The organism is Streptomyces sp. NBC_00984 (assembly GCF_045162475.1).
Classification (GTDB): Bacteria; Actinomycetota; Actinomycetes; order Streptomycetales; family Streptomycetaceae; genus Streptomyces.
In genome coordinates this window covers 797,543-824,196 of record NZ_CP108735.1, presented here as the reverse complement: position 1 = coordinate 824,196, position 26,654 = coordinate 797,543, and the positions used below count along the sequence as shown (strand labels likewise).

Annotated in this window: 20 protein-coding genes and 3 pseudogenes; 15 read left to right on the top strand and 8 right to left on the bottom strand. The window is 67.6% G+C overall.

The features are described from left to right. Nucleotides 1-71: 71 nt before the first annotated feature. Genes OG520_RS43945 through OG520_RS43935 form a run of 3 tightly spaced genes read left to right on the top strand, consistent with a single transcriptional unit; the run spans nucleotide 72 to nucleotide 3,866 of the window. Nucleotides 72-1,178 carry a tyrosine-type recombinase/integrase gene (locus OG520_RS43945; protein ID WP_331748696.1) on the top strand — a complete coding sequence of 369 codons (1,107 nt, stop codon included), beginning with the start codon at nucleotides 72-74 and terminating at the stop codon, nucleotides 1,176-1,178. Beyond that, nucleotides 1,175-3,436: a site-specific integrase gene (locus OG520_RS43940; protein ID WP_331748698.1), complete on the top strand. Its 2,262-nt coding sequence runs from the start codon at nucleotides 1,175-1,177 to the stop codon at nucleotides 3,434-3,436. The genes OG520_RS43945 and OG520_RS43940 overlap by 4 nt, the downstream gene beginning before the upstream one ends. Beyond that, nucleotides 3,426-3,866, top strand: coding sequence for a DUF6262 family protein (locus OG520_RS43935; RefSeq protein ID WP_331748700.1), 441 nt, complete (start codon nucleotides 3,426-3,428; stop codon nucleotides 3,864-3,866). The genes OG520_RS43940 and OG520_RS43935 overlap by 11 nt, the downstream gene beginning before the upstream one ends. Before the next feature lie 97 nt (nucleotides 3,867-3,963). Here OG520_RS43935 and OG520_RS43930 read toward each other — a convergent pair. Then, nucleotides 3,964-4,605: pseudogene (locus tag OG520_RS43930) on the bottom strand (recombinase family protein); the annotation flags it as partial. 286 nt (nucleotides 4,606-4,891) lie between these two features. Between OG520_RS43930 and OG520_RS43925 the strand changes: the two are divergent. Then, nucleotides 4,892-5,215 (top strand): hypothetical protein, encoded by a 324-nt coding sequence (locus OG520_RS43925; RefSeq protein ID WP_331749445.1) that lies wholly within the window; start codon nucleotides 4,892-4,894, stop codon nucleotides 5,213-5,215. 500 nt (nucleotides 5,216-5,715) lie between these two features. Here the strand turns inward: OG520_RS43925 and OG520_RS43920 are convergent, their stop codons facing one another. Next, on the bottom strand, nucleotides 5,716-6,657 hold the full coding sequence (locus OG520_RS43920; protein WP_331749442.1) for an alpha/beta hydrolase: 942 nt from the start codon (nucleotides 6,655-6,657) through the stop codon (nucleotides 5,716-5,718). Nucleotides 6,658-6,773: 116 nt separating this feature from the next. On the opposite strand from OG520_RS43920, the gene OG520_RS43915 reads away from it, so the two are divergent. Beyond that, nucleotides 6,774-7,754, top strand: coding sequence for a WYL domain-containing protein (locus tag OG520_RS43915; RefSeq protein ID WP_331749439.1), 981 nt, complete (start codon nucleotides 6,774-6,776; stop codon nucleotides 7,752-7,754). A 337-nt stretch (nucleotides 7,755-8,091) separates the two neighbouring features. Here the strand turns inward: OG520_RS43915 and OG520_RS43910 are convergent, their stop codons facing one another. The 3 genes from OG520_RS43910 to OG520_RS43900 all read right to left on the bottom strand — a co-directional run bounded on the left by OG520_RS43910 (nucleotide 8,092) and on the right by OG520_RS43900 (nucleotide 11,155). Continuing rightward, on the bottom strand, nucleotides 8,092-8,652 hold the full coding sequence (locus OG520_RS43910; RefSeq protein WP_331749436.1) for a YdeI/OmpD-associated family protein: 561 nt from the start codon (nucleotides 8,650-8,652) through the stop codon (nucleotides 8,092-8,094). Nucleotides 8,653-8,801: 149 nt separating this feature from the next. Further along, a complete protein-coding gene (locus OG520_RS43905; RefSeq protein WP_331749433.1) occupies nucleotides 8,802-9,389 on the bottom strand; it encodes a hypothetical protein in 588 nt (195 codons plus the stop codon). 398 nt (nucleotides 9,390-9,787) lie between these two features. After that, complete coding sequence (locus OG520_RS43900) at nucleotides 9,788-11,155, bottom strand: transposase (protein ID WP_331749430.1); 1,368 nt, start codon at nucleotides 11,153-11,155, stop codon at nucleotides 9,788-9,790. A 157-nt stretch (nucleotides 11,156-11,312) separates the two neighbouring features. On the opposite strand from OG520_RS43900, the gene OG520_RS43895 reads away from it, so the two are divergent. The 3 genes from OG520_RS43895 to OG520_RS43885 all read left to right on the top strand — a co-directional run bounded on the left by OG520_RS43895 (nucleotide 11,313) and on the right by OG520_RS43885 (nucleotide 13,089). Beyond that, nucleotides 11,313-11,705, top strand: a complete 393-nt coding sequence (locus OG520_RS43895) for a transposase (RefSeq protein ID WP_331737243.1) — start codon at nucleotides 11,313-11,315, stop codon at nucleotides 11,703-11,705. 17 nt (nucleotides 11,706-11,722) lie between these two features. Beyond that, nucleotides 11,723-12,730, top strand: a complete 1,008-nt coding sequence (locus OG520_RS43890; RefSeq protein WP_331749427.1) for an IS3 family transposase — start codon at nucleotides 11,723-11,725, stop codon at nucleotides 12,728-12,730. Nucleotides 12,731-12,906: 176 nt separating this feature from the next. Then, complete coding sequence (locus tag OG520_RS43885) at nucleotides 12,907-13,089, top strand: hypothetical protein (protein WP_331749424.1); 183 nt, start codon at nucleotides 12,907-12,909, stop codon at nucleotides 13,087-13,089. A gap of 218 nt (nucleotides 13,090-13,307) precedes the next feature. Here OG520_RS43885 and OG520_RS43880 read toward each other — a convergent pair whose 3' ends face one another. Then, nucleotides 13,308-14,240 (bottom strand): NADP-dependent oxidoreductase, encoded by a 933-nt coding sequence (locus OG520_RS43880; RefSeq protein ID WP_331749614.1) that lies wholly within the window; start codon nucleotides 14,238-14,240, stop codon nucleotides 13,308-13,310. 88 nt (nucleotides 14,241-14,328) lie between these two features. Here OG520_RS43880 and OG520_RS43875 point away from each other — a divergent pair, with 88 nt between their 5' ends. From OG520_RS43875 to OG520_RS43860, 4 genes are all read left to right on the top strand, one after another. Next, nucleotides 14,329-14,709 (top strand): helix-turn-helix domain-containing protein, encoded by a 381-nt coding sequence (locus OG520_RS43875; RefSeq protein WP_093547326.1) that lies wholly within the window; start codon nucleotides 14,329-14,331, stop codon nucleotides 14,707-14,709. Between the two features lie 527 nt (nucleotides 14,710-15,236). Beyond that, complete coding sequence (locus tag OG520_RS43870; protein ID WP_331749420.1) at nucleotides 15,237-16,484, top strand: hypothetical protein; 1,248 nt, start codon at nucleotides 15,237-15,239, stop codon at nucleotides 16,482-16,484. A gap of 85 nt (nucleotides 16,485-16,569) precedes the next feature. Continuing rightward, nucleotides 16,570-18,081 (top strand): histidine kinase, encoded by a 1,512-nt coding sequence (locus tag OG520_RS43865; RefSeq protein ID WP_331749418.1) that lies wholly within the window; start codon nucleotides 16,570-16,572, stop codon nucleotides 18,079-18,081. A 4-nt stretch (nucleotides 18,082-18,085) separates the two neighbouring features. Then, nucleotides 18,086-18,739, top strand: coding sequence for a response regulator transcription factor (locus OG520_RS43860; RefSeq protein WP_331749414.1), 654 nt, complete (start codon nucleotides 18,086-18,088; stop codon nucleotides 18,737-18,739). Between the two features lie 296 nt (nucleotides 18,740-19,035). On the opposite strand, the gene ltrA is transcribed toward OG520_RS43860, so the two are convergent. Continuing rightward, entirely contained in the window at nucleotides 19,036-20,466 is a 1,431-nt protein-coding gene (gene ltrA / locus OG520_RS43855) for a group II intron reverse transcriptase/maturase (protein ID WP_331749411.1), read from the bottom strand. 906 nt (nucleotides 20,467-21,372) lie between these two features. Between ltrA and OG520_RS43850 the strand changes: the two are divergent. From OG520_RS43850 to OG520_RS43840, 3 genes and pseudogenes are all read left to right on the top strand, one after another. Then, nucleotides 21,373-21,963: pseudogene (locus OG520_RS43850) on the top strand (transposase); the annotation flags it as partial. 82 nt (nucleotides 21,964-22,045) lie between these two features. Then, nucleotides 22,046-23,623 (top strand): ISL3 family transposase, encoded by a 1,578-nt coding sequence (locus tag OG520_RS43845; protein WP_331737238.1) that lies wholly within the window; start codon nucleotides 22,046-22,048, stop codon nucleotides 23,621-23,623. A gap of 38 nt (nucleotides 23,624-23,661) precedes the next feature. Further along, a pseudogene (locus OG520_RS43840) lies at nucleotides 23,662-24,372 on the top strand (IS256 family transposase); the annotation flags it as partial. Between the two features lie 786 nt (nucleotides 24,373-25,158). On the opposite strand, the gene OG520_RS43835 reads toward OG520_RS43840, so the two are convergent. Further along, entirely contained in the window at nucleotides 25,159-26,556 is a 1,398-nt protein-coding gene (locus tag OG520_RS43835; RefSeq protein ID WP_331749407.1) for an IS1380 family transposase, read from the bottom strand. Between the last annotated feature and the right edge of the window lie 98 nt (nucleotides 26,557-26,654).

Genomic DNA, 26,654 nt, shown 5'->3' with positions numbered 1-26,654 from the left:
AGCCCTGTGATCTGCTGCTGTGACGTGGTTATCTCCCGCTCCATCCATGACGTTGATGAAGGGGAGGTGCCATGCTCGTACAGCGTGTCGCGTTGCCGGCGGTCCGGGTGGACTCGTGGACGGTGCTGGGGGACGACGACGTCCCGGTGGAGCCGATCGAGCGCTACCTGGCCTATCTGACGGACGTCGACAGATCGCCGAACACCGTCAGGGCGTACGCCTACGATCTCAAGGACTACTGGACGTTCCTGGCCCGCCGGGGGCTGGACTGGCGTGAGGTCCGCCTGGAGGACCTGGGCGAGTATGTCGTCTGGCTGCAGTTGCCGCCGTCGGGCCGCAAGGGGCATATCGCGGTGCTTCCGTCGGTCGAGCCGCACGTCAGCGCGTCCACCGTCAACCGCAAGTTGTCGGCGCTGTCCGCGTTCTACGCCCACCAGTTGCGCCACGGTGTCGATGTCGGTGATCTGCTGACGACCCTGCAGCCACCCGGTCGCCGGGGCGGCTGGAAGCCGTTCCTGCACCACATCAGCCCCGGTCGGCCCCAGCATCGGCGGACGATCTCGCTGAAGGTCCCGAAGAAGCTGCCGCGTGTGCTTACGGCGGCGGAGATGCAGGCCATCCTGGACGCCTGCGATCACCTGCGTGACCGCTTCCTGTTCGCTCTGCTCCATGAGACCGGGATGCGGATCGGCGAGGCGCTCGGCCTGCGTCATGCCGACGTCGCCGCGGCCGCGCGGGAAGTCGCGGTCGTTCCCCGGAACAACGCCAACCGTGCCAGGTCGAAGTCGCGCGAGCAGAGATCCATCCCGGTCAGCGCCGAACTGCTGCGGCTGTGGAGCGACTACCTGCACGTCGAGTACGGCGATCTCGACAGCGACTACGTGTTCGTGAACCTCTTCGCTGAGCCGCGCGGCCAGGCCTTGTCCTATCCGGCCGTCTACGACCTGGTGCTCCGGCTGCGGCGTCGCACCGGCATCGCCTTCGACCCGCACTGGTGCCGGCACACTGCAGCCACCCGGGCACTGCGTGACGGGGTCCCAATCGAGGTCGTCTCCAAGCTGCTCGGCCATTCCTCGGTCACCACAACTTCGGCGGTTTACGGGCATTTGACCGTCGAGGACGCCCGCAGCGTCCTGGAGAAGGCCGGCTGGTTCCGCGAAACGGAGGTGCAGTGGTGACCACCGTCCCAAGCCCGCACGAGGACCGTCCTCCCCGGCCCGCGGGCCTGCTGGAAAAGCTGACGGCCGCGATCCGCCCCGAGTTCCGGCAAGAGGACCTGGCGTTCGATCCCCGGCACCCGGTCTTCGGCGGCCCGGCCTGCGCTATCGACGAATGTGACCGTCCGGCCCGAAGCAACCGCATGTGCTGGGGACACTCCGTCCGTTGGGCCCACGCGGGAAGGCCCGATCTCGACACGTTCATCGCGACCACGCCGCCCGGATGGACCGGACACCAGCCGCTGGCCGCCTGCGCGGTCGGCGGCTGCCGCTACGGCCTCGACAGCAACGGTCTGTGCCAGCGGCACTGGCGTCAGTGGAAGCGGTCCACGAGTACGGAGATGGAGGCATGGCAGAGCTCCACGGCGCCCTTGCCGCCCCCGTCGCCGCTGCCCGCGATCTGCCGGATCAGCTACTGCGACTTGTGGGTGAGAGGAAACTCGGTGTTCTGCACCGGCCACGACGGCCGCTGGACGGCGCGCGGTCGCCCCGACATCGAGGACTTCGCCGCCTCCTACGAGGAGATCGGCCCCGGCGGCTCCGAGCACATCGACCTGCGCCGACTGCCCGTCCAACTGCGGCTGGAGGTGCAGTACGCGCTGCAGTGCCGCCACGACGAAGCCACCAAGAAGATCAGGCCAGCATGGGCCCAACGCCTGGTCAATGCCCTCGCCGATGCCCAAGTCCGGTCACTTCTGGACGAGCCGGAGGAGTTCTGGAAGACCTTCCGCGGCCCGAGCGGAATCTGGGCCACCGGATGGGGCACCTTCCTTCTCGGCGCCCGCCGGCGTGTTGAGGAGCTCGCCTACGGCCGTGGCTGGGAGGCGGAATACCCCCGCGCCGTCTGGCGGCTGCGCAATCTCGGCATCGTCCACCCGCACACGTCGACCGTCACCTTCGAGAAGATCACCCAGCTCTGGCTGCGGGACCTGGCCAAGCGCTGGGCGCGTTGGCGGCTGTCCGGCGGCATCAACGCCCACACCGTACGCGCCGGAGTCCGCATGGTCGCGCGCTTCTCCGCCTTCCTCCCGGCCGAGGTGACCGGACTCGCCCAGATCGACCGCGCCCTGTTGGAGCGCTACTTGGCCGATCTTCAGGCCGTGATGGGCGGCCGCAGCACACAGAACGCGCACATCAGCAACCTGAACACCTTCCTGCGCACGATCCGGGTGCACCGCTGGGACGAGACGTTGCCGGGCAATGCGGCCTTCGTTCCCGAGGACTACCCCACGCCGCCACCTCTGCTGCCCCGGGCCGTGGCCGAGCACGTCATGGCCCAGCTGGAAGACCCCGCTAACCTCGCTCGCTGGCAGGACCCCGCACGACGGCTGATCACGCTCGTCCTGATGCGCTGCGGGCTGCGCGTCACTGACGCCATCAACCTGCCGCTTGACCCGGTCGTCCATGACGCGGAAGGGGCGCCCTACCTGCGCTACTTCAACCACAAGATGAAGCGCGAGGCGCTGGTTCCCATCGACGAAGAACTTGAGCAGCAGCTCCGTGACCACCAGCGCCGAATCCTGGAAAAACGCCCCGAGGGGGTATCGGTCCTCTTCCCGCGCGCCGACGCGAACCTCCGCGGTGACAGGCCGATCAGCACCTCCGGCTACCGGATCTCGCTGGCCGAGTGGCTCCAACAGTGCGATACCCGCGACGAGTTGGGTCGACCGGCGCACATCACTCCGCATCAGTTCCGGCACACCCTGGGCACCAGGCTGATCAACAAGGACGTCCCGCAGGAAGTCGTCCGTCAGATTCTTGATCACACTTCAGCCCAGATGACCGCCCACTACGCGCGGCTGTCGGACACGACGGTCCGTCGGCACTGGGAGAAGGCGCGCAAGGTCAACGCCCAGGGCGAGACCGTTGCCCTGGACCCGGCCGGCCCTCTCGCGGAGGCGGCCTGGGCGAAGCAGAGGCTCTCCCGGGCTACGCAGGCCCTGCCCAACGGCTACTGCGGATTGCCTGTGGTGCAGTCCTGTCCGCACGCCAACTCGTGTCTGACCTGCCCGGTGTTCATCACGACCGCCGAGTTCCTGCCCCAGCACCGTGAACAGCGTCAGCAGACCCTGCAGATCATCTCCGCGGCCGAAGCCCGTGGACAGAAACGGCTCGTCGAAATGAACCGACAGGTCGCCGACAACCTGGAGAAGATCATCACGTCACTCGAAGACGACGGCCAGCCAGACACCGGAGAGGCGACCGCCGATGCCTCCTGAGCCCAACACCGCACCGCTCGCGGCTGCCGCCCGAAAGCGTCGCGAACTGACACGCGCCAAGGCAATTCAGGCCCTGCGTGAAGTCGACCGCACCGGGGCCCCGGTGTCCTTCGAGGGCGTCGCCCGGCGTGCTGGCATCTCACGTTCCTGGCTCTATGGCCAGCCTGACATCCGAGCCGAGATCGAACGGCTCCGCGACGCGACTCGACATTCTCCCTCGCCGCAGATCCCGGCAGCTGAGCGCTCCTCCGATGCCTCACTGCACGCACGCCTGGAGGCAGCCCTGGAACGGAACCGGCAGCTCACGGAAGAGAACCAGCGTCTGCGTCGGCAGCTCGCTCATGCGCTCGGCGACCAGCGGGCATCCGCCCGCACAGCTCCCGAACCAAGTGCACCGCGTCGCTCTTCAGTAACGATCGGCCCGTGCTGATCGGACCTCGCAGGTGTCACGCGGCCAGGTCGAAGACAGTGTCCTTGACCTGGCCGCCCAGGTCACAGCCCTGCTCGATCGGCGAGCTTGAGATAATCGCCATCGCGGCGAAGAACGCGAAAAGCAGCCGGCCGTGCCCGGTGGGGTCGTAGATCCCGGCCAGCGGCCCGGCGAGCATCTCCAGGACCAGGCCGTGGGCGGCGAGGTGGTCGGCGAGCGCGGTCAGCTCGGCTGCGTCGCGCCCGAGGCGCTTCATCTCGTACACGGTGAAGATGACCCGGCAATGCGGGGCGTGCGCCTTGATCTCCCTCGCTGCGACGAGTGCGGCTTCGAACTTCGGGCGGACCCGTACGCGGGTGCTGATCTTCTCGGCGAAGATCTTGTCCCGGGGGATGCTCTTCGCGGCGAGCGCGTCCAGCTGGGTCTGGAGTTCCTGGGTGAGCGTCGAGCAGCGGGCGTAGCCGATGCGGATGTCCGCGCTCGGGGTGTCCGGGTCCACCGGAGCCGGCACGGGGGTGCCGGGACGCCACGGCTGCCCCGGACTCCCGTCGGCCGGGGTCGGCACCCGCAGGAGTTTCGCGAGCCGGGGCACCTTCGTGAAGCGGCCGGTGTGGTAAGTCCCGGCGACCGCGCCGGAACGCGAGCGGCAGGGTGAGCCTGACGATGCGTGACAGCGCGGGCAGGGGTGGCGCTCGATGTCGTCCGCTTCGGACGCGAGTGCGGTTTGAGGGTCCGTCATGACCCCAGATGCTGTCACAAACCATTCCCAGAACATGCCTGGTTCCACTTTTGAGTGAGAGCGAGTTGTGACAGTGAATCCGGGATCCGTACCGTTCCCGTCGACCGTTCTTGATCTTGCTCCGGGAATGGAACGTTTCTGACAGTCACGTGGCGTGCGGCCATGGCCCCCGATCGGCCCGGAGGGCAAGCGTGGTCGAGTTCAGGTCGTGCGTCCGAATTTTGCGGTCTCGACTATCAGTGGTCGGCGCAACACTCTGAGCTGATTGTCGTATCGAGGGGGGCCGATGGCGTTTCGGGCTGTGCACGCGAACTGGGGAACCGTCTTCGCACATCTGCCGGACCTCGGCTGCGGGCAGGCGTGGGAAGCGGTGTGGAAGGTGAAGCCGCCGGCGCCGATCACCTTCGCCGAGTGTCGGCACCCGATGTACGCGAAGACCTCCCGGTCGGGGATGCAGTTCTTCGCCCATGCCCCGCACGCTCCGGACTGCGAGATCGCGCGCGAGGGGGAATCGGAGGCGCACCACCTACTCAAGCTCGACCTCGCCTGGGCCGGGCGAGACGCGGGCGCCCACGCCGAGCTGGAGGTCCGGGCGCCGGACGGGTCCTGACGGGCCGACGTACTGGCCTCCGCCTCGGACGGGTCCGTGGAGGGCCTGGTCCGCTTCGACGGCAGGGTCCTGGCGGAGGGTCGGCCCGACCGCGCTGCCGGCCCCGCCAGGAACCCAATGGTCACTCACGGCTGTGGGTGCGATGCCGTACACCCTGGCGATCTCCTTGCGGCCCATTACCAGCGGCTGGGGTTGCACACGGGCCCCGGAAGCGTCCCCCGCACGCCGTTAGACTGGGGATCACACTTTCCAAGAGGTGTACGGAAACGCCCCGCCAATCAGCCGATGCTCGGGGGTTTTTCCGTATCCGGCGCCGCCAGCCGCGCGACCGGGACGCTCAGGCACTGGACGTATCCTCTTCTGCCCGCTTCCATCGCGCGGCAGCGACCCGCTACGACACCTCATGACGAGGCGGCCTCGCGACCTGGCCCCAGGTCCGGCTGTCACCGACGTGATGCGAAGATTCGGCCTTCACGTGATACGAACCGGATCACGAGACACTAGCCCTGCCGTTCCAGCCATTCTGAAATCACCTGGTTGGTTTCTTCTGGCATTTCCTCCTGGATCCAGTGACCGCAGTCCAGGCCGACCACTTCCACGTTGGGCACGAACTCTGCCAGTTTTTCGAACCTCGGGATCGCGAAGTCCTGGTCGCCGTAGATCATGAGGGCGGGCTGCTTGATGATCGGGTCCGCGTCCGCCAGCTTGTGCCAGTTGCGGTCGAGGTTCCTGTACCAGTTGATGCCGCCCGTGAATCCCGACGTCTCGAACGCGGAGACGTAGACGGCCAGGTCGCTGTCGCTCATGACGGGCTCACCGAGTGGTGTTTCCGCCTTGGCGAGGTTGATAAATGCCATGCCCGGCTCAGGGGGTGCGGGGGGCACGTTCTTCCGGTAGAGGTTGCGGAGGAACTGGGAGGTGTTGGCATCGAATACGGCGTCCGCGACGCCCGGCTGCCGGTTGAAGTGGACGAAGTAGAAGTCGCCGCCGAGGAAGGTTTCCATGACCTCGATCCACGGCGTTTCTCCGCGCTCCTGGTAAGGCAGGCTCAGGTTGATCAGCTTGTTCACCCGGTCGGGGTGCAGCAGGGTCAGTCCCCAGACGACGAACGCACCCCAGTCATGGCCGACGAAGGTGGCGTCCTCGTAGCCATAGTGGTCCAGGAGCGCGACGAGGTCACCCGTCAGGTGTTCGATGTCGTAGTCCGTCACCTCGGTCGGGCGGGATGAGTTGCCATAACCCCGCTGGTTCGGTGCGATGACGTGGTAGCCAGCCGCTGCGAGGACGGGCATCAGGTGACGCCAGGAGAAGGCGTGCTCCGGCCAGCCGTGGCAGAGCACGATGGGCTTTCCCTTGTTTTCCCGGCCTGCTTCGAAGACTTCGAGCTCCACACCGTTGACCTGGATCAGGGTGGGCTCGGGAAATTCTGCTTGATTGATCACTGCATTTCCTCTCTGGGGGCGTTCGCTGGCGGTCGACCTCCTCGATGAGGTCATGTCGCCATCTTGCTACCTAAACCGGTCACCTAATGACCGGTTTTTATGAGAGTTTTGTCTGCATGCGATCCGATCGGCTGGTGGCCATACTCCTCTTGCTCCAACGGCGCGAGCAGGTGACAGCCGCGGAGGTCTCCCGAGAGCTGGACGTCTCCGAGCGCACCGCCCGCCGTGACCTCGACGCCCTGGCCATGGCCGGGGTGCCCGTGTACTCCGTGCAGGGCCGAGGCGGCGGCTGGCGCCTGGTGGGCGGCGCTCGTACCGACCTGTCCGGGTTGACCGCCAGTGAGGCACGCGCCCTGTTCCTGGCTGTCGGTCCGGCCTCGGATGCGACGCCGGCGATGAAAGCAGCTCTGCGCAAGCTCGTCCATGCTCTACCGAAGCCCTTCCAGGTGCAGGCCGAGGCAGCGGCGGCGTCGCTGGTCGTAGACCCGCAGCGATGGGGGGCGAGCCGGATCGAGCACCGGCCGCCTCGCTTCCTCGACGAACTCCAGGACGCGGTGATCAGCGGCGTCCAGGTGTCGCTCGGCTACGTCGACAGCAAAGGCGTCGAAACCCGGAGAACCGTCCACCCGCTGGGCATCGTCGCCAAAGGTCCTGTGTGGTACCTCGTCTCCAACACCGAGACCGGCCGACGAGTCTTCCGGATCGACCGCGTGTCGTCCGCCGACCCGACCGGCGACCCTGTGCACCGACCCGGGGACTTCGACCTTGCCGAGAGCTGGAACGAGATCGCCAAAGAGGTCGATCGCAAACGAACGCCGCTGGAGGTCCAGGCGGTATGCACACCCGACGGGATAGGCATACTCCGGATGGCGCTCGGCGACCGGCTCGACGTGGGAGGTCCCACGACCGATGGCCGCATCGAGGTCGTGATCCGCGGCCCCAATGAGTACATCCTCGCCGGCGAGCTCTCCGGGCTGGTCGAATGGGTCGAGGTGACCGGCCCTCCGGGGGTCCGAGACCACCTGGCCTCGATCGGCAACGCCCTCGTCCAACGATACGGCCGACCGCGCACCAGCGGAGACCTTCACCCTTCATGAAGCGGACGAGGCAGGGCTTCGAGAACAGTTCCGCTCAATAGCGTGGGGGTGTCCGTTCCGGCAGACGCCCGGTCACGAGTCGGCGGGTCCCCCGGCTGGCTCGCTGCGGGTGGACCGTCTCGTGCCGGGCCAGCATCGCCACGCACTCGGCGAGCTTCCGGGGTCGAGGCCGCGACGGGCGGTGCAGGCTGTGGTGGCGGCTGGCGTCTCGTGGGCGGCGGTGTCGATCGCCGGCCGTGGGCTTGGGCGCCGAAAGGGCAAGCCCGACGGGTTCCTGGAGCGGCAGGTCCCGCGCTGGACGGCTACGCGATCGCGCTCGGCCTGTTCCAGCGGGCCCTCAGGTTCCCGGCCGCCGGAACGGTTTGAGCCGCACCCCCTCCAGGCTGTCGGAGATCAGCTGGTCCAACCGCCGCTCCCGAGTCTCGTCCCGCTTGGCACTGATCACATGGTGGATGGCCGACTTGCGGTAGGACGACGCCTGCCCGCTGAACCACTCCCACGCCCGCGGCTCGGCTTGGAAACGAGCCAGCTGCGCCGCCTCGAACTCCCAGACCTTCTCCTCGCGGTCCCGGTCACGGGCTTCGAACAACGCGATGCCGGCCGGCCGCATGAGCCCCTGGGCAGTCAGCTCCTCGATCTTGCGGAGGTTGACCTGGCTCCAGTTGCTGCGCGGCCTGCGCGGGGTGAACCGGATCGTCCAGGAGAAGCCGTCGATCGGGCTCTGCCGGCCGTCGATCCAGCCGTAGCACAGGGCCTGGTCGACCGCCTCCGACCAGCTCAAGGTGGGCTTGCCTGTTCCCTTCTTCCACATGCCCACCCGGCATTCGGAGGCAGTCGCGTGGTGCTCCTCCAGCCAGTCCCGGAACTTCTCAGGACTTGAGAAGAAGATTGGCTCCATGCGTGCTGCTCCCGTCGGTCGTCTCGTCGGTTCCATTGAACCTGGCGGGTACGACAATCCGAGAGTCTCACCGCGCCGCCCAGGATCTGCCCCGGGGTGTCATCACCCTGACGGCAGGCAACCACAGAGCCGAGCGAGCCAGACGCCGTTCACGGCAGCTCCGCCGAGACCGCGTCATCGAAGGCCGGCTGCTGCGGCAGGAACCGGCTCGACTTCTCCGCGATCTGACCGGCGAAGTATTCGGCCGCGTCCGGGCGCATCCGTGCGAGCGCGACCAGCGCCGTAATCGCCGTGTCGGCCACCTCGGCCTGCACGTCCCGAACACCTACGACGGCCTGGAGCTCAACGTGCCGGCGCAGGGCAGGGGTGACCGCGCTCTTCCACTGCGTCCATGCATCTGCGTCGAACTGGAATCCCGGAGTCGAAGCGGGCGCGACCGCCTTGCCCTTGTCCTTAGAGAGCTTTGCCGCCCTCTCCTCTTCGGAGGGTTGACGCATGCCCGACAAGTGGCGCACTGCGGGATCGAGGCGGCAGCGGTCCTCGGAGAGCTCGGTGAGGAAGCCCTTCCGCAGGAGGTCGGGCAAGGCGGCCCGGCAGGCGTCGGGAAGGTCGGGCGGAATCTGGCCGAGGAGCTTGGAGGTGCTGTGCGCGGCGAGAAACAGGCCAGCCAGCCGTCCGGCGGGAGGGAGGGAGGGAGCTTCTTGACCGGCTTGGCGGACAAGGCGCGCGTGGTCCATCCGGACACCCGCGAACGCGTGTTCTTCCCGAAAGGCAGAGGGTGGCCCGCCTCCTGGGCCAGATCCGGCACCGTGACGGGAACCGGTGCTGTCGGATCGCCGCCGAGGAGCTCATCATCCACCTGCCAGCCCAGGCCACGAAGGGCATCAACAGCTCCTTCCCGGCAGGGGCGGCGCTGACATTGCTTGAGCTGGACGCGGTCTTCGACACGGTCGGTCCAACGTCCACCGGCGTCCGGAGTCACCGCCCCTGCTCCGTCTGGAGTAGACAGCCTCCGAAAGGTCTCGCCCAACTGGCCGCAAGCACCTGTAGCAGCACCGGTGCTCCGTTCGCAGCCTTCAGCAGATCCGCCGGAACCGTCGAGCCGCGGCCCTGCCATTCCGGACCGCCAGGCGGTTCACGCAGCCGGGACCCGTTCCTCCTCCAGCGTGCTGAAGTCGATGTCGAGGCGGGTGTCGTAGTCCTCCGGGGGGATGCCGAGCTCGTGTGTGGAGTACACGCCGAACCGGTTGATGTGCTCGGTCAGGTACGGCGAGATCTCGGCCAGGTCCAGCGGGTCGATCTCCCATCCCTCGGCTTGCAGCTGCCGCACCACCTCCGCGATGTCCAGCGTGTTGTGGAAGATCACCAGGTTGGCGAGCAGCGAGGTGAACTTCACGTCCTTCTCCTGCTCGACCGGGTCGTTGTGCGCGACCGTGCCGCGCTGCCCGAACCGCACCCAGTCGCTGAACCCGTTGAACGCCTCGACCTTGTTGGTCGCGGCCGTCACCCTCCCCCGCAGCGGCGCGTCCGAGAGGTAGCGCAGCAGCTGGACGGTACGGATCACCCGCCCAACCTCCCTGAAGGCTGTGTAGGTGGCGTTCTTGTGGGAGCCCGAGCGCAGCCGCTTGAGCAGCAGCGTCGAGGAGATCGTGCCCTCGCGGACCGAGACCGTGACCCGCATCAGGTCCTTGAAGTGGGTATTGATCAGGTCCCAGTCGATCACGTTGCGGCCCGCCTCGCCGAACAGGGAGTCGATGTGCTCGTAGACGGCGTGCCGGGACGGGCGGAAGAAAAGACAGTCCTTCCAATTACGGATCCTGGGCATCAGATCGATTCCCAGCAGGTCCGCCAGCGCGAACACCGGATAGCTCTGGCCTTGCGTGTCGGCGTGGATGGTGCCCGGCTGGACCTCACTCGCGTTCTTCAGCAGGCCCTCGATGATGTAGACGGCCTCCCACACTCCGCACGGCACGAAGTGCGTGAACAGCGCGATGTACAGGTCCGAGATATGGTGGTATGCGATGCCGCCCACCGCCCCGTACCGCACCGAGGTCTCGGCGAGGAGGTTGTCGAGGTAGGTGTCCATGTGAGTGCCGTCGGCCGCCGCGGTGGTGCCGTTGCCCCAGGCACGGGACATGTCCAGCTTGGCGTGCGCGTTCACCACGTCGCTGAGCGCCTCGTTCAGCCTGGCGGTGGTCGCGTGCCGGCGGGCGGCCACCGACAGCTCGTGCGCGCTGACATTGGCGATGTGGCGGGCGGCCTCGGCGAACGTCATGTTCGTGCCCTTGACGAACGTGGTGATCACATACCGGCCGAAGGGGTCCTTCAGCTTCGGGTCGTTGCCCGAGGCCGGCCCGAACCGGTGCCACCACTCAATCCAGTAGGCGGTACGCGCCACGATCCCCAGCAGCGACCGCTCCGGCATCCGCGCCTTGATCGCCTGCTCCAGCCGCTCGGCGCCCTTGCGGGGCCCCTTCGCCCGCCGCGCCTTGAGCTTGGGCACCCCGGTGTCCGGGTCGATGAACAGCTCGTCGTTGTCCGGGTACTCCCCGTCCGCCGCGGCCGCCGCCCTGGTCAGGCGCCCCCCTCTCTGACAGTCTCGACTGAGACGCCCGGTATATCGGGTTAGTCTGGATGGGCGAGACAGGAGACCCCTCAGCATGGCCAGCACTACCCCGATACCCGCCTCCGGTGACGATCCGGCGCCGAAGCCGAAGCGGCGGACGTTTTCCGCGGAGTACAAACTGCGGATCGTTGCCGAGTACGACGCCGCCCCTTCCGGCGAGAAGGGCGCCATCTTGCGGCGTGAGCGGCTGTACCACTCGCACGTAGTCGAGTGGCGCCAGGCTCGGGAAGCCGGCGCGCTGGACGCCCTGGCTGACCGGCGGACCTCGGCGGTGCGACCAAAGAAGGCCGCTGAGCAGGCCGAACTGGAAAGGCTGCGCAAGAAGGTCGCACGGCTGGAGAAGGACGTGGCCCGCCGGGACGCCGCGCTGGAGGTCATGGGAAAAGCCAACGCGCTCTTGGAACTGCTCTCCGAGAGCGCGGACTGAAGCATGCCGTCGCACCGGTGGTGGATGAGGCGTTCGCCGGCGTCCAGGGGCAGTTGGGGACCACGGCGGCCTGTCGGCTGACCGGACGCTCGCGCGCCACCCACTACCGCCGCATCAACCCCAAGCCGAAGCCCGCGCCGTCCCCGAGACCCGCGCCCGCCTCGGCCCTCTCGCGGGCCGAGCGGGCCGAAATCCTGGGGCTGTTGAACCGGCCGGAGTACGCCGACCTGCCGCCCGCGCAGGTCTGGGCGCGCGAACTCGACGCCGGAAACTACTGGTGCTCGGAGCGGACGATGTACCGGATCCTGTCCGCCGCCGGGCAGAACGGCGAACGCCGCCGCCAGGCCACCCATCCCGCCAGGACCATCCCCGAGCTGGTGGCGACCGGCCCGTCGCAGGTTTTCACCTGGGACATCACCAAGCTGCCGGGCCCGGACAAAGGCATCTGGTACCACGCCTACGTCATCATCGACATCTTCAGCCGCTATATCGTCGGCCACACCGTCGAACGGGCCGAAACGGCCGAGCGGGCCGAGGAGTTGATCCGCGAGACGATCGAGCGCAACGGCGTTGTCCCCGAGACGGTGCACGCGGACCGCGGCACCTCGATGACCAGCAAGAAGGTCTCCCAACTGCTGATCGACCTCGGCATCACCAGGAGTCACTCGCGCCCCAGGGCCAGCAACGACAATCCGTACTCGGAAAGCCAGTTCAGGACCACGAAGTACACCGCCGACTACCCGGAACGGTTCGATTCGCTGGCCCATGCCCGGGAGTGGATGGACGCATTCATCACCTACTACAACCACGACCACAGGCACTCCGGGATCGGCCTGCACACCCCCGCCTCCGTCCACTTCGGCACCGCCAAGGAGGTCCGTGACCAGCGGGCCGCCGCTCTCGCCGAGGCATACGAACGCCACCCCGAACGCTTCGCCCGACGACCGAGGCCACCCGAGATACCCGGCCAGGTCTGGATCAACGACCCCGCCAAACGCATGGAACCCGAACCACAAGGTTCATAGCACCACGAACGTCTCATTTGACTTGACAGCTACCGGACCGCGAAGACCCAGGAGTGCACGCTCCTGGAGAAGAAGCTGAAGGCCGCCCAGACAGCGATCGCCGCCCTCTTCCATGACAACGAGGCCCACGTTGGGCAGGGTTCGCCAGCCGATACGGGCTCGACCCCGGTCAGCCGGTGCAGTGGGAGGTCGAGGCGCTCGACCCGACCGAGCTTCAGCGCCTGGTCCTCGCCGCCGTCGCCCCGTACATCGACCAACCCGTCCTCGCCGACCGGATCACGGAGGAAGAACGACAGCGGAGACAACTCAGGGCCTTCGCCGAGGGATGGCCCCGGAACCACCCGCGCGGCCGTGAGTGACTCCCGAAGCCGTCGACAAACTCCCGTTCCCGTGTACAAAGCCAACCGCGTCTGTCCTGTCTCAACGAAGCCAGTCGTCCGCATGACGGTGACCTGCGTGGACTGAGTTGGATGAGACAGATCGACCCGGTTCGCCGAGACGAAAGGCCGGAGCCGACCCGTGGGGACTGAGAGGACATCTCGGTGGGGCCTCACTCACGCGAGGCCCCACGACGGGATCAGACGGTGAGGACGAGCTTGCCCTGGAGGTGACCGCCGTCGAGCAGCCGGTGCGCGACGGCGACGCGCTCGAACGGGAACGTCTCCTGCACGTGGATCCGGAGCCTGCCCTGTTCGACGAGTTCGACGAGCCCTCGCAGGGCGACCGGATCGGGGTCGACCGCGATGCCGCTGAAGCGCATGCCGGCCGCCGCGTACTTGGCGGCGAGGGCCGAATCCCCCTCGGCGACCGCCGTCACCAGGTGACCGCCTGGGCGGAGTACTTCGAGCGACCGCTCGACGGTGTCGCCGCCGATCGTGTCGAGCACGACGTCGATGTCGCGGACCGCCTCGGTGAAGTCGACCGCCGTGTAGTCGATCACCTCGTCCGCGCCGAACTCCTCGACGAACTTCCGCTTGCCCCCGCTGGCGGTCGCGATCACGTGCGCACCGAGCGCTTTCGCGATCTGGATCGCGACGTGGCCGACCCCGCCACCACCGCCGTGGACCAGGACGCGGTCGCCCTCGGTCACGCCGGCGAGGTCGACGAGCCCCTGCCACGCCGTCAGCCCGACGACCGGCAGGGCCGCCGCCTCGACGTGCGAGAGCGACGCAGGCTTGCGTGCCAGGTGCAACGCCGGCGCAGACACGACCTCGGCGTAAGCGCTCCCCGCCCGTGGGAACAGTGGCATCCCGAACACCTCGTCGCCGGGCCTGAACCTATACGTCAGCGGTCCCTCCTCAACCACGCCACTGATGTCCCAGCCGAGGATGAATGGCGGCTGGCCGAGCAGCGGGGGGAACTCGCCGGCGCGCAGGAGCGCCTCCAGCGGGTTCAGCCCGATCGCCTTGACGCGGACGAGAACCTCGGTGGGGAGGGGTTGGGGCTCGGGCGCGTCCACGATGGTGAGCACCTCGGGACCGCCGAACGTCTGCTGGGTGATGACTCGCATGATTCTCCTGGCTCTGGAGGGGGAGAGAACCCAGGCTATGAATCTGATAGGAACCAGCAGGTACCTTCGGCGCAGGTACCTTTGGCGCATGAGCGGTTTCCGTCCCGGCGATCCCTTTCTCGCCGACTGTCCGGCGCGGCTGGCGGTCGAGGTGATCGCCGACAAGTGGACGGTGGTCGTGCTCTACGGCCTCAGCAAGGGCCCGGTGCGCCACGGCGAGCTGATCGAGCTGATCGGCGGCATCTCCCGCAAGATGCTCACCCAGACGCTCCGAAGGCTCAAGGCGCACGGACTCATCCGTCGCCACGCCTACGCCGAGGCGCCGCCCCGCGTCGAGTACGAGCTCACCTCGCTCGGGGCCACGCTGATCGAGCCGATCCACATGCTGACCGAGTGGGCCAGGGCGAACGGCGACGCAGTTCTCGATGCGCTCGACGCCGACCCTGCGTCGGTCGCCCATAGCGACTGAGACCCCCGCCAGGGACCGCCCCTTCAGATTCACCCAGCCGGTACGGCCATCCAGCACCCCAGCGCACTCAGCCGCGCGACCAGGTTCGCTGAGACAGAAGGTCGAACGACTCGGTTCGTTGAGCAAGTGACTCTATTGAGTGAGACGGGACATTTGTCCTTTGACAGTGAAGTTAGTCGTGTGCGCGCGCTGGCCTGGCCCGACTGGGTTGGATGTCAACGGGAGGTTGATCTGTCGGTGTCCTGACTGCTTGTGCTGGCTGTTGGCGGCCAGTCTCACGGCACGAACCCGCGACGACCGTGAAACGAGCCGAAATCCTCACCGCACACGTCCGCTTGAAACAGCTGGCCGCGGTCCGCGTGACATCCGTTGTCCAGTCGTCGTACGACGGGGTGCGCCGGGTCACTGATGTTCCGTAACCGGTTTGCCGATCGGACCGGGAGTGTGGCCGGTCGGCCGATGCGGTGTCGTGGGGGTGCGCCTAGCGTCGTGTTGACCAAGCCACCGCGCTTCGAGGGGAACATTCGATGGACCAGCGAGGGACGACCGGAGTACACGCCGACGCCACGGCCGTGGTCGGAGCGACCACGGAGTTCGAGCCGGACGTCATGGACCTGCTCGTGGAGACACTGCGCCGTGCGGTCAGGAGCGAGATGTCGGCCGTGGGGACGGACACCCTGCTGGGGGAGCTCGTGATGGGGGACACGGACGCCGGTGAGGCGATCGCTCCGGGGATGCGGAAGGCCGGTTCGCTCAGCGGCATGATCTCCGGTCGGGCGGGCCTCGGTTGGGTGAGCGACGACGAGGTGCACAGTGCGCCGGTCGGAGCCGGCGCCGATGAGGAAGCCCATCAGGAAGCCGATGAGATAGAGGTCGATGCCGCCTGGCGTGAGGCACGGTGGCGCTTCGGCCTTGGTTCGCGCGGATCGGCCGCAAAGAGCGGCCGGGCGCTGCCCGGGATGACCGGGGCGATGCGTGCGTGCCTGCTGCTCGCGCTCAGGTCGGCCCGCGTCGAGGGGACGATCTCGGTGCGCTGCCGGCACGTGGCCCGTGCCCTGTTGGACCTGCCGGACACCAGGGCACGGGAAGCCCTACTGCTGCAGAGGCTGGATACGGCCGCCTCGGCAACCGCGCTCGACGGACTGGACGCGAGCGCCGCAGCGGAGACCGAGGGACCGGAATCCCGCGGCGTCACCCTTCTTCGCCGGGCCGGAACGCTGGGTAGGAGCGGTAACCGCCTGACACGCGCGCTGACTTCGTGGACCTCCGGGGCCTCCCAGAACGGCTCACCGGTTCTGTTCGCGGTGACCGTCGAGGGCGTGCGGCAAGCGGTACGGTGCGGGCGTGCCGCGGCGGAGCCGGTGGATCTCCTGCTGGGGATACTGGCCCTGGACCGGGCACTGTCCGTTGCCGGGCGTTCGCTTCCCGGGAGTCTGGCAGACGCCAACGCTGCTCCGGCCCTGATGCGCCGACACGGCGTACGGCAGATTTCCCTGGTCTCTTCGGCTTCGGCAACCGAGTCCGTTCCGGTTCCCGACGGCTCCGAGGTGTGGCTGTCCGCCGCCGCCGACCGGACCATGGCGGTCGCACGGCTGTCCGCCGCCGAGCACGGTTCGCCCACGGTCGGTACGGTCCACCTGCTGTCCGCGCTGCTCGACGAGTCGGCGACGGATACGGACGCCGGGGCCGGTGGCGTGGTCGTACGGCTGCTGGCTGCCGGCCGGGTGGACGTCGCCGCGTTGCGGGCAGGGCTGAGCCTCCGGCCGGGCGCATGACCCCCGGGGCCCGCCGTGCGGCGACCGCCACCGCCGCAGCTACCGTTCCTCCCGGGAGATCCACAGTGGCGGGGCAGGGGTGATCATGAGCCAGGTACCCAAAGACACACGGCCGTTGCGCCTGTCCGTACGGCTGGGACGCACGCTGACCGGTGTGTCTCGGTGGGTACGCCGCGAGGTGGCCGAGAGCTGGGCCGAGGTGCGTGCCGCCGAGCGCCGTACGGTCGGCGTCGAGGCGCTGGTCTGTGCCCTGGCGGCAGCCTTCTGCCTGATGCCGCTGCTGCTGGCACCCCCGGAACAGCCAGCCTCGGCGGTGCTGGAGGGGGTGTGGGCGGTGCTGCTCGTCCCCGCTCGGCGCGGTCGGCCGGTCGCCGCCGTCCTAGGCGCCTCTTTGCTGCTCGTGGGTGCCAACGTGTGGACGCTGGCGGTGGTGCCGCTGATCGTGCTGTCCGCTACCCGTCGTATCGCACCGCCGAGGCGTGCGTGGCAGGTCGCCGGGGTGGCCTGCGCCGCCGTCGGTGTCCTGACCGTCGCCTGTGCCCTCATCCGGTCCGATGACTTGCCGTCGCAACTGGCCGGCAACGCGGTCTCCGCGGTGCTGCTTCTGCTGCTTCCCACTCTGGCTGGGAGCCTGCTGGGGCGGCGGCGGCCCCTGGTCAGCCTGCTGCGAGAGCGCAACGCCTATCTGGAACAGGCCCGCACGCTGACCACTGCGGCGGCCCGGACGGAGGAACGGACCCGGATCGCGGGAGAGATGCACGATCTCCTGGGCCACCGGCTGAGCCTGATCTCCGTGTATGCCGGGGCGCTTGAACTCGCTGCCGCGCGGCAGGCACCTGCCCTCGTCGGACAGGCCGATCTGCTGCGCACGACGGCAGGTACGGCCATGGAGGAACTGCGAGAGATCCTCGGTGTCCTGCGGCACGTTGACATGACAGACCTGTCGGACAGGACCGGGGAGGAGAGGGGAACGCGTGAGGACATCACCGCTCTGGTGACGGAATCCCGGCAGACAGGCAGCACCGTCGAGTTGGACTGGTCCGTTCCCGACACGGCCGAGGTGGGCCTTCGTACGCGTCAGGCGATCCACCGGGTGGTCCGCGAAGGGCTGACGAACGTGCTGAAACACGCGTCCGGTGCGCCCACCAGGGTGGAGGTCAGGGACACGGACAGGGGGATCGAGGTGTCCGTCACCAACGACGCACCGCGAGCGGCGGGGCACTCCCGCGGGGGAAGTCACAGCGGGCTGGCCGGCTGCCAGGAGCGGATCTCGTTGCTCGGCGGCACGTTCGAGGCGGGCGCCTTGCTGAACGGCGGTTTCCGCATGGCGGCTTGGCTACCCACCCACGGGAACAGCCCCCTGGAATTCGCCGCGCTCCCAGGGCCTCTTGCCGAAACCTCTCCGGACACGGCCCGCCTTCCGCCCGGCAGCATCGGGCAGTCCGGCGGCATCGGACGGGCAGGAGCCCGTGCCCCGCTGCCGGACGAGATCCTGACCTGGCCACGAGTCCTGGGATCCGGCTGCGTGGCGCTGCTCGTGGTCCTGCCGACGGTGGGCTTCCTCGTCGTACTGCTGACGGCGGCAGCCCTAAGATGAGCTGATGATCCGAGTCCTGGTCGCCGACGACGAGGCGCTGATGCGTGCGGGAATCCGGCTGATCCTGGAGAACGCCGAGGACATCGAGGTGGTCGCCGAGGCGGGCGACGGTCGGGAAGCCGCCGCGGCATGCCGCGCCCAGGACATCGATGTCGCCCTCCTCGACATTCAGATGCCGACCAGGGACGGAATCGCGGCCGCCGAGGACATTGCCCGTCTCTCCCCCCGCACCTGTGTCGTGATGCTGACGGCGTTCGGCGAGGAAGCGAGCGTGACGCGCGCCCTGCGGGCCGGCGCGAGCGGTTTCCTCCTCAAGGACACCGGTCCCGCCGAGCTGATCCGCGCCGTGCAACTCGCCGCGAGGGGGGAACCAGTACTGGCACCCCGGATCACCCGCCAGCTGCTGGAACGGCACGTACGGTCCGGCCGGGACACCGAGTTCGCTCTGCGCAGGACCGAAGAGCTGACCCCGGCCGAACGGGATGTCCTGCGGTTGCTCGGCACGGGCCTGTCCAACGCGGAGATCGCCGATCAGCTGTATCTGAGTGCCGGCACGGTCAAGGCGCACATCAGCCGGATCCTCACACGCACCGGCTGCGCCAACCGCGTACAGGCCGCTGTCCTCGCACACGACGCCGGGCTGCTCACCGATCGTTGAGCCGGCCCTCCGCAGTCCCGCAACAAGCGGACGGGGTGGCGCAAGCTGGACCAGGGCGGCATGTGGCGCGCGCTCCCCCCACGACTAGGTTCACTGTCACAGAAGGCGAAACGGCTGGGTTCGCTGTCAAACGCCTCGCTTGGATGGCGGGGGACAACATTTGGTGAAGTCGGCCCGGGGCGCGGTTCCGATCTTTCGACCGGCCCGTTTCCCCGGAGCCGCTTCCCGAACCGGGCATGCGACTTGGCACCGCACCCGGCTCTCCACAAGCCCCGAGGGCTTCGTGGTGGTTGTTCTCATCCCGTGGCGTCCCAGGGGGTGGGAATCGTCAGGCCCCGGTAGCGGTAGCGAGTGGTGCCTACCGTGATCGGGTTGAACAACTCCCGGGTCTCCCCGGTCCACCATGATCTACGGCCGCAGTAGCGGCGGAAGATCTTCCTCCGGCCCGTCTTGGGGTGCTTGCGCTGTACCCATCTCCAGACCGTGTGCCACATGTAGTTGCGCAGGTAGGAGAAGGTCGCGTAGGAAACCCCGGGCCGGAAGTAGGCGCACCAGCCCCGCACCGCCGGGTTGATCCGGGCGAGCAGGGCGTCGAGCGGCTGGTTCGTGCCGACCTCCCGGCACAGTGTCTTGACCTTGGCCATGATGGCCCGCAGGGCCTTCTTGGCTGGGTAGGTGTAGACGTAATACCGGTTGGTGCCTGGCTTTCGGTGGCGCTGGATGTGCCAGCCGAGGAAGTCCAGGCCCTGCTCGATGTGGGTGATCAGAGTCTTCTCCTGGGACAGGCGCAGGCCCATCGTGGTGAGGACTTCGGCGATCTCTTCGCGTAGCGTTTCGGCGTCTGCCTTGGTGCCGTGAACCATCAGGCACCAGTCGTCCGCGTACCGGACCAGCCGGTAGTTGGGCAGACCTCGGCGTCGACGCCTGCGGCGCTCGTTGAGATCAGTTCCGGCGCCTCCCGGGGCCTGGGCGATGTGCTCGTCCAGGACCGAGAGCGCGACGTTGCTGAGCAACGGCGAAAGGATCGAACCCTGCGGGGTGCCGGTGTCGTTGTCCCGCAGCAGGCCGTCCTCACTGAGGATGCCCGCCTTGAGGAACGCCTTCACCAGGGCCAGGACGCGTTTGTCCCCGACGCGTGCCCGCACCCGCTCCATGAGAGCGGTGTGCGAGATCTCGTCGAAGCAGGCCTTGATGTCGCCTTCCACGATCCACTCGTACTTCTTGGACGTGAGCAGACGCACCTCTGCCACCGCGTCGTGAGCCCGGCGATTCGGGCGGAACCCGTAGGAGCACGGGAGGAAGTCCGCCTCGAAAATCGGCTCCAGCACCAGCTTCAAGGATGCCTGCACCACCCGGTCGGTGATCGTCGCAATCCCCAGACGGCGGAGCTTGCCACCCGTCTTGGGGATCATCCGTTCCCGCACCGGCATGGGCTGGAAACTACGGTCCTTGATCTGCGACCGCAGCACGTCGAGGAACTCCTCGACTCCGACCCGCAACGCGATGGACGACGCCGTGCGTCCGTCCACCCCGGCCGTGCGTGCACCCTTGTTACCCCGCACCCGATCCCAGGCCACCAGCAGGAAGCCGGGATCGGCAACGAGATTGAACAGGTCGTCGAACCTGCGATGAGGATCATCACGAGCCCAACGGTGCAGCTTGGTCTGGATCTTCAGTACCTGACGCTCCGCCTCATACAAGGCGCGCTCCAGCTCGTCGGTATTCACCGGCGACCCTCCCGACATTCCAGTGCTTCGGCCACTGACTTGCTGGCCCCCTTTGCCCTGCGACCGGCTTTCCCGGCCTCCACGACGGGTCGTTACTCCCGCGACTACTACGGGGCCTCCGCCCCACCCACGGCCCTCAGTCGGCAACGGACCTGCCCACCGCCGAACCGGCTGTCCGGCGGCTCGGGCGACCGCGGATGGTTCCCACGTTCACCACGCAATCGATCGGTCAGGGAGGTGCCCAGCTCTACACCGGCAGCATCGCCACGCCTACGCCGCAGGCTTTCAACGTGGCCTCCCCACCGGAACAGGAAATCCGGCTTCGGAGTTAACCCACCCGTCCGAGGACACGCAGGTCACGCGCTGCATACCGGCCCGTATCCACCAGGTTTGAGCCGGCTCAATGCTTACGGAGCTTCAACCACTGGTTCGCTTTCGCTACACCTTCTGACCTCGCTAGACGGGCCCGCACCGTCCGGTAGTCCCGGCACGTCCCGCCGTTGTCGGGGCCGCTTGCCACCCTCCCCGGCGTTCCCCGGGTCAGGCTGCCCCCAGCTTCACCAGGCCGCTGCGACGACCCGGCAGTGGTGGTCTTTCACCTCCACTCGATTGCATAGCGCCTCGTGGCGCACTCCGTTGACATTGAAGTTAGTCGACAGGTGGCTCTGACCTGCAGGGACTAACTTCGCTGTCAACGCCTTTCGCGTGGCGGCGCTGGGCTCCTTCGTGCACTAGCCAGGCGGTCTCATCGTCGGTCCCTTGATGGCCCTTGAACAGCGGGCGGGCGTCAGCTCAGACGCTTCCGTGTCCACCAGACGCACAGGGCTCCAAGCCCGATGGCGAGGATGAGGTAGACGCGGGACTGTAAAACGTTCGGTGTAACTCCCGATCATGGAAGATGCATCGATGACCAGCAATAACGTGACCGAGGCCGAGTCCGTCGAGCCGTCTGAGACGGTGCCGGCGAAGTCTGTGGACGACCGGCTGATCGATGAATTGGTGGGACGGGCTCAGGCCGAGGGCCTTCAGCTGACCGGCGAGGGCGGGCTGCTCCAGCAGCTGACCAAGCGGCTCCTGGAGTCCGCTCTCGAGGGCGAGATCACCGACCACCTCGGCTATGACAAGCATGATCCGGCCGGGAAGAACGGCGGTAACTCACGCAACGGCACCCGGGCCAAGACCGTGCTGACCGATGTCGGCCCGGTCGAGATAGTCGTGCCCCGAGACCGGGAAGGCAGCTTCGAGCCGAAGATTGTCAAGAAGCGGCAGAAGCGTCTGTCCGGCGTGGACGAGATGGTCATCTCGCTCGCGGCCAAGGGCCTGACGACCGGTGAGGTTCAGGCCCACCTGGCCGAGGTCTATGGCGCCGACGTATCGCGCCAGACGATCTCCACGATCACCGACAAGGTCCTCGAGAGCATGGCAGAGTGGCAGAACCGGCCCCTCGACGCCGTCTATCCCGTGATCTTCATCGACGCCATCCACGTGAAGATCCGGGTTCTGTCGACGATCTTGTGATCCGGACGGCTGAGCACGTTGCTCCGCCAGTTCGCGATCATGCATCGCGTGCTCTGGTGATGTGCTCCTCGAGCTGTTTCCGTACCTGTCCGCGTTGCTGATCGAGGAGGTCGAGCGGCGGCCGGACCAGGTAGTGCTGAGAGCGCGGGTGCGGGCGACGACTGGCTCCTGTCGGTGCGGTCAGAGCTCGGCCCGGGTGCACGGTCGGTACGTACGCAGGCTGCGTGATGTCGCCGTGGGCGGGCTCGGTGTCGTGATCGAGTTGTGCGTGCGCCGCTTCCGCTGCGAGAACCCTGCCTGCACGGCGGTGACGTTCGCCGAACAGATCTCAGGACTGACCACCCCGCACAGTCGGCATACCCCGCTGCTGCGCGAGGTGTTGACGCAGATCGGGCTGGCCCTGGCCGGCCGGGCAGGAGCCCGACTGGCGTCCGCGGTCGGCCTCACCGTAGGAAAGGACACGCTGCTGCGGCTGGTCAGGGCTCTGCCCGAGCCGGAGATCGGCAAGGTGGAGATCCTCGGCGTCGACGACTTCGCCTTCCGCAAGGGCCGCCACTACGGCACGGTATTGATCGACATGGCCACCCACCGGCCGCTGCACCTCTACGACGGCCGCGAAGGCGAGGACCTGGCTGCCTGGCTCCGCGATCACCCAGAGGTGAAGGTCATTTGCCGGGACCGTTCCAGCGGTTACGCGGAGGGCGCTCGGGTCGGGGCACCGCAGGCCGAACAGGTCGCGGATCGCTACCACCTGTGGGCCAACCTCGGCCAGGCGGTCGAGAAGACGGTCAACGCCCATCGCTTCCGCCTGGCCGAACCGCCTCCCGGCTCGGCCTCCGGCCCCGACCACGCGGAGGTGGAGCCCGAAGTGGTCCAGCCACCGAAAGACCTGAAGATCGTGATCCGGCTGCGTGAGCAGCATGCTGCCGCCCATGAGCTGTGGCAGCAGGGGATGTCGAAGGCGGCGATCGGCCGGAAGCTCGGGCTGCACCAGGCCACGGTCCGTAAACTGGTCAACGCCCGCTCCGCCGATGATGTCGTGGCCAAGAACCTCCAACGAGCGCATGTTGTCGACCCGTACGTCGGCTACTTGCACCGGCGCTGGAATGAGGGCGTCAGGAACGCCGCCCAGCTCTACCGCGAAATCCAGCAACTCGGCTATCCCGGCGGAGAGTTGGCTGTTCAGCGGCATCTGCGGCGCTACCGGACCGGGCGCGGACACGCACCCGACCCGGGACCGAAGCCTCCATCGGTCCGCGAGGTCACCTCCTGGATGATGACCCACCCCGAGCACCTGCGGGACGAGGACGCCGGCAAGCTGCACCGGCTGCGTGAGCGCGATCCCGAACTCGACCGGCTCACTCTTTACATCAAGAGGTTCGCCGCAATGATGACCGGTCGCCACGGCGACCGCCTCGAAGAGTGGATCACCGACGTCGAACGGGACAGTCTGGCTCCGCTTGCGGGCTTCGCCCGCAACCTCCGCCGCGACTTCGACGCGGTCCGCAACGGGCTGTCCCTGCCGCACAGTTCCGGTGCCGTCGAGGGCAACATCAACCGGCTGAAGATGCTGAAACGCCAGATGTTCGGCAGGGCCAGCCTCGATCTCCTTCGCAAACGCGTCCTGCTCACACGGTGAGCCTCGACCGTCCGGATCACAAGATCGTCGACAGAACCAAGATCCGCGACGGCGCGGTCGCCAACCGGCCCATTTACGTGGCCCTGGCGGTCACGACCGAAGGCCGGCGGGACATCCTCGGCCTGTGGGCCGGCGACGGCGGCGAGGGCGCCAAACACTGGATGCACATCCTCACCGAGATCAAGAACCGCGGCGTGAACGACGTCCTCATGCTCGTCTGCGACGGGCTCAAGGGCCTGCCCGACGCCGTTGAGAACGTCTGGCCCCGCACGGTCGTGCAGACCTGCGTGGTCCACCTGCTGCGGAACTCCTTCCGCTATGCCGCCCGCCAGGACTGGGACAAGATCGCCAAACTCCTCAAGCCCGTCTACACCGCGGCGACTGAGGAGGCCGCCCTCGAGCGGTTCGCCGAGTTCGCCGACGCCTGGGGCCGGAAGTATCCGGCGATCGTGCGGCTCTGGGAGAACGCGTGGGAAGAGTTCACCCCGTTCCTCCGCTTCGACACCGAGATCCGCCGCATCGTGTGCACGACGAACGCGATCGAGTCCGTGAACGCCAGGATCCGCCGGGCGGTCAAGGCCCGCGGCCACTTCCCCAACGAGCAGGCCGCGTTGAAGTGCGTCTACATGGCGATCATGTCCCTGGACCCCACCGGCAAGGGCCAGGCCCGCTGGACCATGCGCTGGAAGACCGCACTCAACGCCTTCGACATCACCTTCGACGGCCGCCTCTCCGCAGCCCGTCAGTAACTCCAACAACCTGAGTTACACCGTTCCTTTGACAGACCCCAATGGCCTTCGCGGGTCGGTCGGAGCCAGAGGTTGGGCGTCGGTTGACGGGCTTGGTTTCGTCAGCGTTCGAGCCCTGGGACACCGAGACGGCCGGCCGTCGGTGTCGGAGGTCTGCGGAGCCGCGGCCGTACATCGTACGACCCCGGCGCACGGTAACTGCGGAGCGGTTCGCGTGGACCTCAGCCACCTAATACTTACGAATACCAAGAACCCGCTGGTCAGAGGCATGCACTTCCGGTGATCTGTCCCGTCAGCCGGTACACATCGCCGTCGCTATGTACCGACTGAGGAGACAGATCGAGAGCCAAACGTCAGCCAGGCCGACATTCCCCAGCCGTTCCGTTGGGCGGTCCGTCGGAGTGCCCAGGGGAGGAGATCTGTCCCCCCTGGGGGGACACAACACGCCGGAACGTCAGCGAGACCGACATATATGTCGGCGTGGCTGACATACTTCTGCCGTCCAAGATCAGCGAAGTGGAGAGCAGCCTCGTGTCACCCGAGCCACAGCGCCGCCGTCCCGCACCGAAGCGCGCGCCGCGCCGCCCGGAGCTGCCCCTTGATGACGAGATCCAGGCGTGGTCTAAGCCTGAATCCACCGCCTTGGATTGAAAAGGATCTTCTAACGGTTTTCTGAGCTGGTGCCGGGTCGGTGCTCGGTTTGGGGCAGGTGGTATCTGCTGGTCTGCCCAGCTTTTCCACGGGTTCGGTTCCGGTCGGGCCTTGAGGGCGGGGTGGACAGGGGTGTCAGATCAGTCCCGGTGGGCCGTGCGTGATGGCGAACATATGCGTCCAGGCTTGCTGCCAGGGCCAGTTGTGGGGCAGGTGCAGGATGATGCGCCGTGCGGAGCGAGCGATCCGGGCCGGGACGTGGACCAGGTGGGCACGGATCGTGGCGGTGGTCGCCTTCGCGTGGAAGGCCGAGGTGTGTGCTCCGATGGCCCGCAGCAGGTTGTAGGCCATCGCCCACAGCGTGAGCCAGGCCGAGTTGGCGTGGAAGTGCCCGGAGGGCAGGTGGGCCAGAGCGCCGGCTTTGCTGTCCGCGATGACCTGTTCCACCACCGCGTGGTGGCGGTGTTCCCGTTCGGCCTGGAGTGTCCCGGCGGGGTTGTCGGTGAAGAAGGGGTGGTAGCGCCAGACGGGAAACAGCTCGCCCTGTTCTCCCACGACGGCGGGTTTGGCCAGGTCACGGACCCGGCGCACGATCAGCCGGGCCGTGACGCGCTCGCTCTTCTTGCGGCTGGCGAACGCGGTGTATGCGGGGGTCTCGGCGACCTCGGCGTCCGAGATGAGATCACCGGTGTCTGGATCTTCCACCGCGTTCGGGTAACTGATCTTCTGCCAGGCATCGTTGGGGATGCTGAGGACGGCCCGTTTGATGGACGGGTTCATGCCAGTGGTGATGGAGAAGCGGGCTCCGGCCCGGCGGCAGGCTGCGATCACACCGGCGTTGTAGAACTGGGAGTCCGCCCGCAGGATCCGCATGCCGGTGCAGCCCGCCTCGACGGCGGTGGCCAGGGCCTCGCTCACGAGTTTCGGGGCGCCGCGGGCGTCGGCTGCCTTGCCGCGGCGCATCCGGACCGCGGCGATCACCGGCCGGGAGTGCGGGGTGCAGATTGTGGCGAGCAACGGGTGCAGAGTGCGGATGCCCTTGAACCGGCCGTACTCCGCGCCCTGCTTGGCCCGCCCGTAAACCCGTTTATGAGTGGAGTCGACGTCGATGAACGCCATCACGCCGGCGCCCCGCAGCAGCGGCGTGTGTGCGGCCAGCGCGCCGAGGAACCTGCGGTGCACGGCGTGGAGTTGGAGCGCATGACCGTGGGTGAACGCGCGCAGGAACGTGCCCAGCGTGGACGGGGCACGGATACCGTCGAACACGGCCGGCATCGCACCGTGCCGCAGCAGGTGAAGGTCCTCGATACTGTCCGCGCCTGCGGCCATACCGCCCACGATGCTGGTGACCTTGGCGTCCGCCGCCGCACCCGCGCCGTTGCCCGCCCCGGGCAGCTTCACCTTCTCGGCCACCAGGTGCGAAAGACCGCACCGCTCGGCCAGCCGCATCACCGGGACCAGCCCCGCATACGCGATCAGATTCCGGTCATCGAACGCAGCAGAGACCGCCGCCTGGGTGTGGGAAACTTTCATCTACGAGGTGCCTTGCTGATAGTGCGTGATGGTGGTGTGGTAACTCCCATCTTCGCAGGTCAGCAGGCACCTCTCTTCATTTCTCTATCCACAGGACC

What these genes read in the sequence shown, in the direction of transcription:
- OG520_RS43870 (WP_331749420.1), top strand. Translation starts at nt 15,237, where the DNA reads ATGGACCAGCGAGGGACGACCGGAGTACACGCCGACGCCACGGCCGTG.
- OG520_RS43875 (WP_093547326.1), top strand. Translation starts at nt 14,329, where the DNA reads ATGAGCGGTTTCCGTCCCGGCGATCCCTTTCTCGCCGACTGTCCGGCG.
- OG520_RS43835 (WP_331749407.1), bottom strand. Translation starts at nt 26,556, where the DNA reads ATGAAAGTTTCCCACACCCAGGCGGCGGTCTCTGCTGCGTTCGATGAC.
- OG520_RS43895 (WP_331737243.1), top strand. Translation starts at nt 11,313, where the DNA reads ATGGCCAGCACTACCCCGATACCCGCCTCCGGTGACGATCCGGCGCCG.
- OG520_RS43905 (WP_331749433.1), bottom strand. Translation starts at nt 9,389, where the DNA reads ATGGACCACGCGCGCCTTGTCCGCCAAGCCGGTCAAGAAGCTCCCTCC.
- OG520_RS43865 (WP_331749418.1), top strand. Translation starts at nt 16,570, where the DNA reads ATGAGCCAGGTACCCAAAGACACACGGCCGTTGCGCCTGTCCGTACGG.
- OG520_RS43925 (WP_331749445.1), top strand. Translation starts at nt 4,892, where the DNA reads ATGGCGTTTCGGGCTGTGCACGCGAACTGGGGAACCGTCTTCGCACAT.
- OG520_RS43860 (WP_331749414.1), top strand. Translation starts at nt 18,086, where the DNA reads ATGATCCGAGTCCTGGTCGCCGACGACGAGGCGCTGATGCGTGCGGGA.
- OG520_RS43915 (WP_331749439.1), top strand. Translation starts at nt 6,774, where the DNA reads ATGCGATCCGATCGGCTGGTGGCCATACTCCTCTTGCTCCAACGGCGC.
- OG520_RS43880 (WP_331749614.1), bottom strand. Translation starts at nt 14,240, where the DNA reads ATGCGAGTCATCACCCAGCAGACGTTCGGCGGTCCCGAGGTGCTCACC.
- OG520_RS43935 (WP_331748700.1), top strand. Translation starts at nt 3,426, where the DNA reads ATGCCTCCTGAGCCCAACACCGCACCGCTCGCGGCTGCCGCCCGAAAG.
- OG520_RS43945 (WP_331748696.1), top strand. Translation starts at nt 72, where the DNA reads ATGCTCGTACAGCGTGTCGCGTTGCCGGCGGTCCGGGTGGACTCGTGG.
- OG520_RS43910 (WP_331749436.1), bottom strand. Translation starts at nt 8,652, where the DNA reads ATGGAGCCAATCTTCTTCTCAAGTCCTGAGAAGTTCCGGGACTGGCTG.